At 72.0% G+C, this 12,974-nt stretch carries 11 protein-coding genes; 4 read left to right on the forward strand and 7 right to left on the reverse strand.

The window, feature by feature from the left end:
- Positions 1-116 precede the first annotated feature (116 nt).
- The 4 genes from tig to clpX all read left to right on the forward strand — a co-directional run bounded on the left by tig (position 117) and on the right by clpX (position 4,433).
- A complete protein-coding gene (gene tig / locus ABEB17_RS16135) occupies positions 117-1,451 on the forward strand; it encodes a trigger factor (RefSeq protein WP_345717750.1) in 1,335 nt (444 codons plus the stop codon).
- A gap of 202 nt (positions 1,452-1,653) precedes the next feature.
- Positions 1,654-2,274, forward strand: a complete 621-nt coding sequence (locus tag ABEB17_RS16140; RefSeq protein ID WP_345717751.1) for an ATP-dependent Clp protease proteolytic subunit — start codon at positions 1,654-1,656, stop codon at positions 2,272-2,274.
- 52 nt (positions 2,275-2,326) lie between these two features.
- Positions 2,327-3,004, forward strand: a complete 678-nt coding sequence (locus ABEB17_RS16145) for an ATP-dependent Clp protease proteolytic subunit (RefSeq protein WP_345717752.1) — start codon at positions 2,327-2,329, stop codon at positions 3,002-3,004.
- A 145-nt stretch (positions 3,005-3,149) separates the two neighbouring features.
- Positions 3,150-4,433 carry an ATP-dependent Clp protease ATP-binding subunit ClpX gene (gene clpX / locus ABEB17_RS16150; protein ID WP_345717753.1) on the forward strand — a complete coding sequence of 428 codons (1,284 nt, stop codon included), beginning with the start codon at positions 3,150-3,152 and terminating at the stop codon, positions 4,431-4,433.
- 26 nt (positions 4,434-4,459) lie between these two features.
- Here the strand turns inward: clpX and ABEB17_RS16155 are convergent, their stop codons facing one another.
- The 7 genes from ABEB17_RS16155 to valS all read right to left on the reverse strand — a co-directional run bounded on the left by ABEB17_RS16155 (position 4,460) and on the right by valS (position 12,934).
- Complete coding sequence (locus tag ABEB17_RS16155; RefSeq protein ID WP_345717754.1) at positions 4,460-5,017, reverse strand: hypothetical protein; 558 nt, start codon at positions 5,015-5,017, stop codon at positions 4,460-4,462.
- Positions 5,014-6,357: a DUF58 domain-containing protein gene (locus ABEB17_RS16160; protein ID WP_345717755.1), complete on the reverse strand. Its 1,344-nt coding sequence runs from the start codon at positions 6,355-6,357 to the stop codon at positions 5,014-5,016. The genes ABEB17_RS16155 and ABEB17_RS16160 overlap by 4 nt, the downstream gene beginning before the upstream one ends.
- 5 nt (positions 6,358-6,362) lie before the next feature.
- Positions 6,363-7,352, reverse strand: a complete 990-nt coding sequence (locus tag ABEB17_RS16165; protein WP_345717756.1) for an AAA family ATPase — start codon at positions 7,350-7,352, stop codon at positions 6,363-6,365.
- On the reverse strand, positions 7,349-7,834 hold the full coding sequence (locus ABEB17_RS16170; RefSeq protein WP_345717757.1) for a hypothetical protein: 486 nt from the start codon (positions 7,832-7,834) through the stop codon (positions 7,349-7,351). The genes ABEB17_RS16165 and ABEB17_RS16170 overlap by 4 nt, the downstream gene beginning before the upstream one ends.
- Positions 7,831-8,556: a DUF4129 domain-containing protein gene (locus tag ABEB17_RS16175; protein WP_345717758.1), complete on the reverse strand. Its 726-nt coding sequence runs from the start codon at positions 8,554-8,556 to the stop codon at positions 7,831-7,833. Before ABEB17_RS16175 ends, ABEB17_RS16170 begins: the two co-directional genes overlap by 4 nt.
- A 181-nt stretch (positions 8,557-8,737) precedes the next feature.
- Complete coding sequence (locus ABEB17_RS16180) at positions 8,738-10,228, reverse strand: putative bifunctional diguanylate cyclase/phosphodiesterase (protein ID WP_345717759.1); 1,491 nt, start codon at positions 10,226-10,228, stop codon at positions 8,738-8,740.
- Positions 10,229-10,342: 114 nt separating this feature from the next.
- Positions 10,343-12,934, reverse strand: a complete 2,592-nt coding sequence (gene valS, locus ABEB17_RS16185; protein WP_345717760.1) for a valine--tRNA ligase — start codon at positions 12,932-12,934, stop codon at positions 10,343-10,345.
- Positions 12,935-12,974: the final 40 nt, after the last annotated feature.

Raw genomic sequence — 12,974 nt, forward strand, 5'->3', positions numbered from 1 at the left:
CTGAAGCGGATTGGGTCGAGACCCCGTCGGGCGGATAGCATGGGCGCCGCGTTCCGTGCGCCCTTGAGTGGGCGCCACCTTGGTGCGCGTCCCCGAACCAGCAGGAGACCACCGCAGTGAAGAGTGCCGTCGAGAACCTCAACCCGACTCGGGTCAAGCTCACCGTCGAGGTGCCGTTCGACGAGCTCAAGCCGAGCCTGGACGCCGCGTACCAGACGATCGGGTCGCAGGTGCAGATCCCGGGCTTCCGCCGCGGCAAGGTGCCGGCCCGCATCATCGACCAGCGGGTCGGTCGGGGCGCCGTGCTGGAGGAGGCCGTCAACAACGCGCTCCCCACCTTCTACGGCCAGGCCGTCGAGGAGGCGAAGATCCGCCCCCTCGGCCAGCCCGAGGTGGAGATCACCGAGGCTCCCGACCCCGCTGAGGGCGGCGACCTGAAGTTCAGCGTCGAGGTCGACGTCCGCCCCGAGATCACCCTGCCCGACTACGCGACGCTCGCCGTCGAGGTCGACGACGTGGTCGTCGACGAGGCGGACGTGGACTCCGAGATCACCGCGCTGCGGCAGCGTTTCGGCACCCTGGTGGGCGTCGAGCGGGCTGCGGTCGAGGGGGACTTCGTCTCGATCGACCTCAAGGCCGAGATCGACGGCGACGAGATCGACGCGGTCACCGGTGTCTCGTACGAGATCGGCAGCCGCAACATGCTCGAGGGCCTGGACGACGCGCTCGTCGGCATGTCCGCCGGGGAGACCAAGGACTTCGCCGCGCCGCTGGCCGGTGGCGACCGCGAGGGCCAGGAGGCCGCCGTCACCGTCACGGTGCAGTCGGTCAAGGAGCGTGAGCTGCCCGAGCTGGACGACGAGTTCGCCCAGCTGGCCAGCGAGTTCGACACCCTGGGCGAGCTGACCGCCGACCTGCGCTCGCAGGCCGAGCGCGGCAAGAAGCTGCAGCAGGGCGTCCAGGCCCGCGACAAGGTGCTGGACGCGCTGCTCGAGGCCGCCGACATCCCCGTCCCGGCCGCGCTGGTCGAGGCTGAGGTGCACTCGCACCTCGAGGGCGAGGACCGTCTCGAGGACGACGAGCACCGCGCCGAGGTCAGCGAGAACGCGACGAAGGCCCTGCAGGCGCAGTTCCTGCTGGACGCCATCGTCGAGCAGGAGAAGGTCTCCGTCAGCCAGCCCGAGCTCGTCGAGTACCTGGTGATGAGCGCCCAGCAGTACGGCATGTCGCCGGACGCGTTCGCCCAGGCCGTCGACGAGGCCGGTCAGGTCCAGTCCATGGTCGCCGAGGTCGCCCGCCGCAAGGCGCTCGCGGTCGTGCTGGAGCAGGTGGCCATCACCGACGCCAGCGGCAACGCCGTGGACCTCGAGCAGCTGCGCCCCGCGGACGCCGACGAGGCCGGCGCCGAGGTGCCCGAGGCCAACGCCGAGGTCGCTGCCGACGAGAGCTGATCGCTCGACGACCCGCGAAGGGGCACCGGACGACGTCCGGTGCCCCTTCGCCGTCCGCGAACACCCGCGGGGCCGACCTGAGCGGGCTGCGCTCACGGCGAACACCGGGGGTTCTCGGGAGTGGAGCGTCGGGGGTCGACGTTAGGGTCCTTGCCAGGACGGCGAACGATGCCGCAGCAGTCATCACATCAGGGAGACCAGCGTGAGCGAGTCCGGAAGCATCCAGGCCGCAGGCCCTCAGTCGGCGGTAGGCCTGGACGACCACATCTACAACCGGCTGCTGAAGGAGCGCATCATCTTCCTCGGCTCCGAGGTCCGCGACGACAACGCGAACGCGATCTGCGCGCAGCTGCTGCTGCTCGCCGCGGAGGACCCCGAGCGCGACATCTGGCTGTACATCAACTCCCCGGGCGGTTCGGTGACGGCCGGCATGGCCATCTTCGACACCATGCAGTTCGTCCAGCCGGACGTCGCGACGGTGGCCATGGGGCTCGCGGCCTCGATGGGCCAGTTCCTGCTCTCCGCGGGCACGCCGGGCAAGCGCTACGCCACGCCGCACGCGCGGATCATGATGCACCAGCCCTCCGGCGGCATCGGCGGCACGGCCAGCGACATCAAGATCCAGGCCGAGCAGATGCTGCACATCAAGAAGCAGATGGCCGACCTCATCTCCCAGCACACCGGCCAGCCGGTGGAGCAGATCGAGGCCGACTCGGACCGCGACCGCTGGTTCACGTCCGAGCAGGCCAAGGAGTACGGCTTCGTCGACCACGTCATCGAGAGCGCCAGCGAGGCCCGCGGCGGCGCGGGCACGACCGACTGACGGCCGCCCCGACCACACCCCTTCGCTTCGACCGATCAGGAGATCCAGCGCGATGAGCGTCCCCACCCCGCACGGCGGCCTGCAGGTCCCCGGCCCGTACGGCCGGCTGGCGGCCCCGGCCCCCAGCAGCCGCTACATCCTGCCCCAGTTCGAGGAGCGCACGTCCTACGGGATGAAGCGCCTCGACCCCTACACGAAGCTCTTCGAGGACCGCATCATCTTCCTCGGCGTGCAGGTGGACGACGCGTCCGCCGACGACATCATCGCCCAGCTGATCGTGCTGGAGTCGCAGGACCCGGACCGCGACATCCTCATGTACATCAACTCGCCCGGTGGCTCGTTCACGGCCCTCACGGCGATCTACGACACGATGCAGTACGTCCGTCCGGACATCCAGACCTACGTGCTCGGCCAGGCGGCGTCCGCCGCGGCCGTGATCCTGGGCGCCGGCGCCCAGGGCAAGCGGTACGCCCTGCCGAACGCGCGGATCCTGATCCACCAGCCCGCGATGGAGGGCACCGGCGGCATGGCCAGTGACCTGGAGATCCAGGCCAACGAGGTCCTGCGCATGCGCGGCTGGCTCGAGGACACGCTCGCGCTGCACTCGGGTCGCACGGCCGAGCAGGTGCGCAAGGACATCGAGCGCGACAAGATCCTGACGGCCGCCCAGGCCAAGGAGTACGGCCTGGTCGACGAGGTGCTGGTCAGCCGCAAGGCGTCGAACGACTAGGCCGGTTCTGCCCTGGGCGTACAGGGCTGACTCGCGCGCCGACACCGGCGTTCAATAGGAGCGGTGCCGCATCGGGCGAGGTACCGTCGCTGAACGAAACTCGACGTCCTGGCCCGGACGATCGCGACTGAGGGAGGACCCGCACGTGGCGCGCATCGGTGATGGGGGTGACCTGCTCAAGTGCTCTTTCTGCGGAAAGAGCCAGAAGCAGGTCAAGAAGCTGATCGCCGGTCCCGGGGTCTACATCTGCGACGAGTGCATCGATCTCTGCAACGAGATCATCGAGGAGGAGCTCGCCGAGACCAGCGAGCTCGGCCTCGACGAGCTGCCCAAGCCGCGCGAGATCTTCGACTTCCTCGAGCAGTACGTGGTGGGCCAGGAGCCGGCGAAGAAGGCGCTCGCCGTCGCCGTCTACAACCACTACAAGCGCATCCAGGCCGGTGAGCCGAGCCGCAAGGGCGAGGAGACCATCGACCTCGCCAAGTCGAACATCCTGCTCATCGGTCCCACCGGCTGTGGCAAGACCTACCTCGCGCAGACCCTCGCCCGGATGCTCAACGTGCCGTTCGCGATCGCTGACGCCACCGCGCTGACGGAGGCGGGCTACGTCGGCGAGGACGTCGAGAACATCCTGCTCAAGCTGATCCAGGCGGCCGACTACGACGTCAAGAAGGCCGAGACGGGCATCATCTACATCGACGAGGTCGACAAGATCGCCCGCAAGAGCGAGAACCCGTCGATCACCCGGGACGTGTCCGGTGAGGGAGTCCAGCAGGCCCTGCTGAAGATCCTCGAGGGGACGACGGCCAGCGTGCCCCCGCAGGGTGGGCGCAAGCACCCGCACCAGGAGTTCATCCAGATCGACACGACGAACGTGCTGTTCATCGTGGGCGGTGCCTTCGCCGGGCTGGACCAGCTCATCGAGCAGCGGGCCGGCAAGAAGGGTCTCGGCTTCGGCGCGAAGCTGCACACGGCGGCCGACCAGGCGTCGGACAGCTACGCCGACGTCATGCCGGAGGACCTGATGAAGTTCGGGCTCATCCCGGAGTTCATCGGCCGGCTGCCGGTCATCACGACCGTGTCCAACCTCGACCGGGACGCGCTGGTGCAGATCCTGACCGCGCCGCGCAACGCGCTGTCCAAGCAGTACCAGCGGATGTTCGAGATCGACGGCGTCGAGCTGGAGTTCACGGCGGACGCGCTCGAGGCGGTCGCGGACCAGGCCATCCTGCGCGGCACCGGGGCCCGTGGCCTGCGCGCCATCATGGAGGAGGTGCTGCTGCCCGTGATGTTCGACGTCCCGAGCGACGACGGCATCGCTCGCGTGGTGGTCACCAAGGAGGTCGTGCTCGACAACGTGAACCCGACCATCGTCCGTCGGGACACCCCCGAGCCGCGCAAGCGCGCCCCGCGCGAGAAGTCGGCCTGAGCGTCCGGTCGTCTGTCGGGCGGCCTTCAGTCGGACGTCGGCCGGGTCAATGCCCCTGCGGTCACCACAGCGACGGCGAGCAGGCCCAGCACGGTCAGCACGAGGTGACCGGTGTCGGCCAGGCGACCCAGCCCCCAGGCGAGCGCCCACACGCCCACCGTCGCGGCCGCGACCACTGAGGTCCGCCGTGCCCAGGTGCGCCAGGTGACGGCGTCCACCCGCATCCCCGGCGGGCCGAGGGAGGCCAGGGCGGCGGCCGCGTGGCAGCCGAGCAGCAGGAGCGCCGCGGCCAGCGACCACCAGGACAGACCCGCCGGGCCCCACCCGAGCCAGTAGACGCCGACGGCTGCCAGCGCCGCAGCCGGCCAGTGCGAGTCCGGGCGAGCGGCCGAGGCCAGGCCCAGCAGGGCCGCCCCGACCAGGGCGGCCCCGGGTGCCGGCGCACCCGCGGCGACGGCGCACAGCACCGCCAGGGGCGGCGTGACCAGGACGACGGCGCGCAGCCACTGCTGTTCGGCACTGAGCAGGACGACCGTGTGCACGGTCCGCCGCAGCAGACCCCAGCTGACCGGTTGGGGGCTCATCGCGAGACCGCCCGGACCCGCGAGCCGCGGGCGCCGACCTCGCGCAGCACGTGGTCGAGGCTGCCGGGCCCGCGCCAGGGCACGACCGCCACCCCTGCCTGCTGCAGCCCGCGGACGGCCGCAGCGCGCTCCAGCAGCCGAAGCCGCCACACCGGCCCGACCCAGGGGTCGCCGGAGTCGGTGTCGATCGTGAGGTCCGCCGCACCCAGCTGGGCCGGATCCGGCAACGTGTCGACCGCGACGACGGTCAGCCCGCGACCGGACAGGACGTGCAGCGTCGTGATGATCTCCTCGTCCAGCAGCGGCGAGACCACCAGCACGAGGGAGCCCGCCCGCACGCCGAGCCCGCGGTGCAGGTGCGTGCGGCGGCTGCGGCCCTGCGGCTCGATCCGCGCCAGCACCTCGATCACCCGGAACGCGTGCCGGCGGCCGGACCGCGCGGGCACGCGCACCGCGCGCACCCCGCCCACCGACGTCAGGGACACCCGGTCGCCGCGGTGCAGGTGGTGCTCGGCCAGGGCTCCGGCGGCGCGCACGCTCGTGCTGAGGCTGCTCGCAGTCACGTCGGTGTCGAGGCCGACGCTGCCGAGCGCGTCCACCACGAGCACCACCTCGCTGTCCTGGTCGGCGTGCGTGGTGACCACCTGCAGCTGCCCCGTGCGCAGCGAGACGGGCCAGTGCACCCGACGCAACCGGTCGCCGACCTGGAAGCGGCGGATGCCGGCGAACTCCGACCCGTCGCCGACCCGACGGCCCCGGTCCGGCCCCACCAGCCCGTTCGGGTGCGGGGCGGGTGCGTTGCTGTCGAACGCGGCGGGCTGCGGCAGCACGGTGACGCTCCGCTCGGGCAGCACGGGCGGCACCAGCCGGTAGGCCCCCCAGGCGCTGGTCAGTGACACGGTCGCGGGTCCGGCCCGGCGTCCTCCCCACCGCCGAGGTCGGAGCTGGGCCTGCAGGAGCAGGAGCGGCGCGACGGAGCCGGGAGCCAGCCCGAGACTCGGCGTGTCCGTCTGCGGCTGCAGCCAGCGGTCGTGGTCGAGCGCGGCGACCACGTGCTCGACCCGCCGGGCGGGCTCGACCTGCGCCCGCCAGCGCGAGACGGCGCCCTCACGCAACCGCGCCGGATCCGCGGTCACGGTGACGGACACCGAGCGGGCCGGGTCGGGCCGCAGCGTCAGCGACCAGACGAACACGACCACCAGCGGAACCGCGAGGAGCAGCACGTTGGGGCGCCCGGTGAGCACGGCCGCCACCGCGAAGGCGCTCCCGCAGCCGACGGCGCGCACCTGCGCCGCAGTCGGCCGCCACCCGGCGTCCGTGGTCGATCGCTGCGTCGACACCGAGGTCAGCTGCTCAGCCGCTCGCGGGCGGACGGCGTGGCGACGTCGCCCAGCACCGTGGCCACGACGTCCGAGGCCGAGACGTTGCTCATCCACAGCTCGGGGCGCAGCGTGATGCGGTGGGCGAGCACGGTGCCCGCCACCGCCTTGACGTCCTCCGGCACCACGAAGTCCCGGCCGTCCAGCACCGCCCAGGCGCGGGCGGTGAGCATCAGGCCCAGCGAGCCCCGCGGTGAGGCGCCGACCAGCACCTGCGGGTGCTCGCGGGTCGCGGTGGCGAGGGCGACGCAGTACTGCCCGACACTGGCCTCGACGTCCACCCGCTCGACCGCCCGCTGCATCGCGAGCAGCCCGGCGGCGTCGGTCACGGGGGACAGGGCCACCTCCTCCTGCTGACGCTCGACCCGCCGGGCCAGCACGTCCCACTCCTGGGCCGGGGTCGGGTAACCGAAGGACACCCGCAGCAGGAAGCGGTCGAGCTGCGCCTCCGGCAACGGGTAGGTGCCCTCGTACTCGACCGGGTTGGCGGTGGCCAGCACGTGGAACGGGGCGGGCAGCCGGAAGGTCTGCCCCTCGACGGTGACCTGCCGCTCCTGCATGGCCTCGAGCAGTGCGGACTGGGTCTTGGGTGGCGTCCGGTTGATCTCGTCGGCCAGCAGCAGCCCGGCGAACAGCGGGCCGGGACGGAAGGCGAACTCGCCCTTGCCCTGGTCGTAGACGAACGACCCGGTCAGGTCGGCGGGCAGCAGGTCCGGCGTGAACTGGGCCCGTGAGAAGTCCAGCCCGAGCGTGCTCGCGAACGAGCGTGCCGCCAGGGTCTTGCCGAGGCCGGGGTAGTCCTCGAGCAGCACGTGCCCGCCGGCCAGGACCGCGGCCAGGACCAGCGTGAGCGACTCGCGCTTGCCGACCACCGCGCGCTCGACCTCGTCCAGCACCCGGTGGGCGAGCGCGGTGGTCTCCGGCAGGGAGAGCTCGGCGGGTGGGGTGGTCGTCACAGGGCCTCGATTCGCTCGAGCAGCGCGGTCAGCGCCGCCGGGTCGGTGGGGACCTTCCGGGGGTCGTCCAGGAAGGCCTGCAGGTCGGGTCCGAGCAGCGGTCGAGCCCGCTCGGGGTGCTGGGCCCGCTGGATGCCGTGCAGGTCCCGCAACCGGTCGTCGACGACGCGGGACAGCAGCATGTGGGCCTCGACGGCGCTGGCCCGAGAGCGACCGGTGCTGGCCATCGTGCGGTGCAGCCGGGTCAACCGCGGGTCCCCCCGCCAGCTCACCTCGGGGTCACGGACGTGGGCGAACCAGGACGGTGCCCGGACGAGTCCGGAAAGGTCCACCACGGTCCAGAGCACCAGGGACGTCGCGCCGACCGCCGCGGCCAGCCCCACGGGCGACGGGTGCAGCCCCGCCAGGTAGCCGAACCCGCAGATCGCGGCCCAGACGAGGAGCGTGCCGACCCGTCGTCCGCGCGTCCAGGGGCCACTCATGGCGAGGCCGGCGGGACGGCGCCCGCACCGAGGTCCGCGTGCAGGCGCTCGATGGCGGACTGTGCCGCCGCCCGGTCGGCCTCGCCCATCGCGTGCCGGGAGAACCGGGCCTCGCGGTAGAGGCGAGCGAGGTCGCCGATCGAGGAGGGGTCCACCGCGAGCTCGCGCAGGACCCGCTGGGTGAGCTCCTCGGCGGTCTGATGGGGCGCCGGTGACACGCCACTCGCCTCGACCGCGTCCTCGAGGTCGAGCCAGCACGCCACGATGGCGTTGCGCGGGGTGCCGTGACGGAGCGCGTCCAGCTGGCGCTCGCGGCGCTGACTGAGCTCGCGGGCCACCTCGAGCTCGGGATCGGGCTCGGGTTCGAAGCCCGCCGGGGCCGTCGGCAGGTCGAGGCTGTGGGAGCGCAGGCGGTTGACCAGCCGGAGGAGGCCGAGCACGACCAGGGCGCCGAGGGCAACGACGAACGCGACCGCGATCAGGTAGCCGAGCCAGTGCAGGTCCGCCCAGGGCGTCGGGGTGGTGGTGGTGGGGTCGGCGGTGGACGTCCCGCTCGGGATCGTCGTGGTCGGGCTGGCCACGTCGGTGGGTGGCAGCGGGCTGGCGCCGAACCGGGGCGTGTCGATCAGGTGGGTGCTGCCGGTCGTCGCCGCCCAGACGACCAGGACGGCGCCGACGGCGAGGGCCACGACGAGGCGCTGCTTTCCCCCTCCGGCGATCACGGCGGCGAGCCTACTGCGCGCGCGCGGCGCTGCCGTCAACGCTGCCCGGGTCCGGTGCCAGGAATCCCGCCACGGTGCGAGGACGGCGTCCGGCGTCCATCCGGGTAGGGCACTGGTCTATCCCCATGTCTCCGCAACCTGACAGGACGGACAAGGGGGCGACAAGAAGGTGGGGCCTCGGTCAGTCGACGGGGCCGCTGACGGCGGCGGTGGCAGCGGCGGCCGACGCCGCGGCCGCTGCGACGGCGCTCGTCGTCCGGCTCGCGGCGTGCTCGCTGGCCCAGCCGAGCACCTCGCTGGCGATCATGGGCCGCGCGAACCAGAACCCCTGCAGGTCGTCGCACTCCAGCTCGACCAACCGGGCCGCCGTCGCCTCGGTCTCGACGCCCTCGGCCACGATCGACAACCCGAGCCGGTGCCCCAGCTCGATGATCGACGTGACGACGGCGTCGTCGCTGGGGGAGCGCTCGAGCTGGGTGATGAACTGACGGTCGATCTTCAGCTGGTGCACCGGCAGGCCGCGCAGCTGGCTCAGGCTGGTGAAGCCGGCGCCGAAGTCGTCCACGGAGACCTGGATGCCGCGGTCACGCAGCGAGCCCACCACCGCGCGGGCGGTGTCGGGGTTGTCGGTGACGGCGCTCTCGGTGATCTCCAGCACCAGCAGCTCGGCGGGCCAGCGGTGCAGCGCCAGCACCTCCTCGACGATGCCGAGCAGGCCGAACTCCAAGGACATCGGACTGATGTTGACCGCGACCGTGGCCTGCAGCCCCTCCTGGCGCCAGCGCGTCGCGTCCCGGACGGCGGTGAGCAGCACCCAGCGGGTGAGGGCGTGGATCAGGCTGGTGCGCTCGGCGATCGGGATGAACTCCGCGGGCAGGAGCAGGCCACGCTCGGGGTGCTGCCAGCGCAGCAGCGCCTCGAAGCCGGTCAGGGTGTGGTCGTCGGCGCGGATCACCGGCTGGTAGCGCACGTGCAGCTGGTCCTCGAGCATCGCCTCACGCAGGTGGGCGAGCGTCTCCAGCCGGTCGGTCGAGTGGTCGTCGAACGCCGGGTCGTACGTCGCGACGCCGGCGCGCTCGCGCTTGGCCTGGTACATCGCGATGTCGGCGTGCTGGAGCAGGTCGCTGAGGGTGCGGCCGTCCTGCGGTGCGACGGTGACCCCGATGCTCGCGCGGATGTCGATGGACACCCCCCGGGCCTGGAACTCGCTGAGCGTCAGCGCGCCCAGGATGCGCTTGGCCCGGACGCTGGCGCCAGAGACGTTGATCGGACCGCGGATGAGGACGGCGAACTCGTCGCCACCCAGCCGGGTGACCAGCGCGTCGCTACCGGCCGAGGCGACGAGCTGTTGCGCCACCTCGACGAGGACCTCGTCGCCGGCGATGTGGCCGAGGGTGTCGTTGACGTCCTTGAACCCGTCCAGGTCCACCAGCAGCAGCGCCGGACCGTGCGAGCCGTTGCCGTCGACCGCGTCCAGGTCACTGAGGTCGCCGAGCAGCCGGTCGGCCGCCTCGGTGAGCATGCGGCGGTTGCCGAGCTGGGTCAGCGGGTCGCGACGGGCGACGCGCTCCCGCTCGCGGTCGCGCGCCACGAGCATGACGGCGAGCACGACGGCCGAGGCCACCGCGATGACCGCGAAGATCACCGTGACGACCAGTGCTAGGCCACCCATTTCGACGTCCCTCTCACCACTGGCGGGATGCTCCCGCCGACTCCTCCCTTTCGGCAGGGCCGGGAGGACGCTTGAGCAGTGGCGGCGTGCGGTTTCGCTCCCGGGCGTGGCGGATCAGCCGATCGGCGCCTGGGCGACCAGCTCGACCGCCGCGACGTACACGCCGTCCGCGTCCGCAGCGCCGTCCAGCAGGACGAGCTCGTCGATGCCGCCCGCTGCTCGCAGGTCCGCCGCACCGGCCCGCAGCCGCTCGACGTCCGCCGGCCGCGCGCTCACCTCGGCGCGTGCGACGGCCGTGCGCTGCGAGACCTTCGCCTGGGACTTCGCGCCCCGCACCCCCGCCAACGCGGTCGCGACGACGGGCAGCAGCCCGGCGTCCCCGTCGCGCGCGGACGCGCTCAGGCCGACCAGCTCGTCCACCGTCGGCCACGGCGCCCGGTGGATCGAGCCGTCCTGCCACCACGACCACGCCTCCTCGGTGACGAAGGGCATGATCGGCGCGAGCAGCCGCAGCTGCACCGACAGGGCGATGGCCAGCGCGGCCCGCGCCGAGCCGGTGGCGGCGGCGTCGGCGGACTCCTCGCCGTAGGCGCGCTCCTTGACGAGCTCGACGTAGTCGTCGCAGAAGGACCAGAAGAACCGCTCGCTGACCTCGAGCGCGCGGGTGTAGTCGAAGGCGGCGAAGGCCTCACCCGCCTCGCGCACCGCCTCGGCGAGGCCGGCCAGCATCGAGGCGTCCAGCGGCTCGGTGACCGGGCCGGCGTCGATGCTGGCGCCGGCGCCGAGCACGAACTTCGTCGCGTTCAGCACCTTGATGGCGAGCCGGCGTCCGACCTTCATCTGGCTCTCGTCGAACGGGGAGTCCATCCCCGGGCGAGCCATGGCCGCCCGCCAGCGCACCGCGTCCGTGCCGAACTTCTCGAGGATCTCGGTCGGCACGACCGCGTTGCCCTTCGACTTGCTCATCTTCTTGCGGTCCGGGTCGACCACGAAGCCGCTGATCATCGATCGGGCCCACGGCAGCGAACCGTTCTCGTAGTGCGCTCGGACGACGCGGGAGAACAGCCAGGTGCGGATGATCTCGTGCGCGTGCGTGTTGAGGTCCATCGGGAACACGCGCTCGAACAGGTCCGCGTCGCGCTCCCAGCCGCCGGCGATGTGCGGGGTGAGCGAGGACGTCGCCCAGGTGTCCATGACGTCCGGGTCACCGATGAACCCCCCCGGGACGCCGCGCTGGTCGTTGCGGAAGCCGGGGGCGGGATCGGACGACGGGTCGACCGGCAGCGCCGACTCCTCCGCCACGATCGGGTCGTCGTAGCGGATCTCGCCGGCGTCGTCGAGCCGGTACCAGACCGGGAAGGGCACCCCGAAGAAGCGCTGGCGGCTGATCAGCCAGTCGCCGTTCAGGCCGCTGACCCAGTTCTCGTAGCGGTGCGCCATGAACTCCGGGACGAACTTCAGCTCGTGGCCGCGCTCGACGAAGGTCGCCTTCAACGCTTCATCCCGGCCGCCGTTGCGGATGTACCACTGACGGCTGGTGACGATCTCGAGCGGCTTGTCGCCCTTCTCGTAGAAGTTCGCCATCCGCTGGGTCGCAGTCGGCTCGCCCTGCAGGTCGCCGCTGTCGCGCAGCGCCTGCACGAGCGTCTCGCGCGCCGAGAACGTCGTCAGGCCCGCGAGCCGGCCGTACAGCTCGCGCCCGGCGTCCGTGCTGATCCACTCGGGGGTGTCCCGCAGGATCCGCCCGTCGCGACCGACCACCGCGCGGGTCGGCAGCTGCAGCTCGCGCCACCAGGTGACGTCGGTGAGGTCACCGAAGGTGCAGCACATGGCGATGCCCGCGCCCTTGTCCATCTCGGCCGCCGGGTGCGCGAGCACCGGGATCTCGACGTCGAACAGGGGTGAGCGCACGGTGGTGCCGAACAACGGCTGGTAGCGCTCGTCGTCCGGGTGCGCGATCAGCGCGACCACCGCCGGGATGAGCTCGGGTCGGGTCGTCTCGATGGCCACCGGGCCGTCCGCGCCGTGGAAGGTGACCCGGTGGTAGTGCCCCGGGTACTCGCGAGCCTCCAGCTCGGCCTGGGCGACCGCCGTCTGGAAGCTGACGTCCCACAGGCTCGGCGCCTCGCTCTGGTAGGCCTCGTCACGCGCGAGGTTGCGCAGGAACGCGCGCTGAGCCGCCGTCCGGGCGTCGACCCCGATGGTCTCGTAGAGCGTCGACCAGTCCACCGAGAGGCCGAGGTGCTGCAGCACGGCGGCGAAGGCCTTCTCGTCCTCGGCGGTCAGCTGCGTGCACAGCTCGACGAAGTTGGGACGGCTGACCGGGATCTGGCGCTTCGCGTCCGGCTTGGCCGGGGGCTCGAAGTCCGGGTCGTAGGGCAGCGACGGGTCGCAGCGCACCCCGAAGTAGTTCTGCACGCGCCGCTCGGTCGGCAGGCCGTTGTCGTCCCAGCCGATCGGGTAGAACACGCTCTTGCCGGTCATCCGCTGGAAGCGGGCGATCAGGTCGGTGTGCGTGTAGCTGAAGACGTGACCGACGTGCAGGCTGCCGCTCACCGTCGGCGGCGGCGTGTCGATCGAGAACACCTGCTCACGGGGTGCGGTGCGGTCGAACGCGTACGTGTCCTGCTCGCGCCATACGGCCACCCAGCGATCCTCGAGGCCGTCGAGGGTGGGCTTGTCGGGCACGCGCGGGGTATTCGGCATGCCGAGGATTCTCCCAGACGAGCGGGGGTGGTCGCGTCCG

The organism is Angustibacter luteus (assembly GCF_039541115.1).
In the GTDB taxonomy this organism is placed as follows: Bacteria; Actinomycetota; Actinomycetes; order Actinomycetales; family Angustibacteraceae; genus Angustibacter; species Angustibacter luteus.

Excerpts from the sequence above, each read along its gene's own strand:
- ABEB17_RS16155 (WP_345717754.1), bottom strand. The coding sequence starts at position 5,017 with ATGAGCCCCCAACCGGTCAGCTGGGGTCTGCTGCGGCGGACCGTGCAC.
- ABEB17_RS16180 (WP_345717759.1), bottom strand. The coding sequence starts at position 10,228 with ATGGGTGGCCTAGCACTGGTCGTCACGGTGATCTTCGCGGTCATCGCG.
- ABEB17_RS16145 (WP_345717752.1), top strand. The coding sequence starts at position 2,327 with ATGAGCGTCCCCACCCCGCACGGCGGCCTGCAGGTCCCCGGCCCGTAC.
- ABEB17_RS16170 (WP_345717757.1), bottom strand. The coding sequence starts at position 7,834 with ATGAGTGGCCCCTGGACGCGCGGACGACGGGTCGGCACGCTCCTCGTC.
- valS (WP_345717760.1), bottom strand. The coding sequence starts at position 12,934 with ATGCCGAATACCCCGCGCGTGCCCGACAAGCCCACCCTCGACGGCCTC.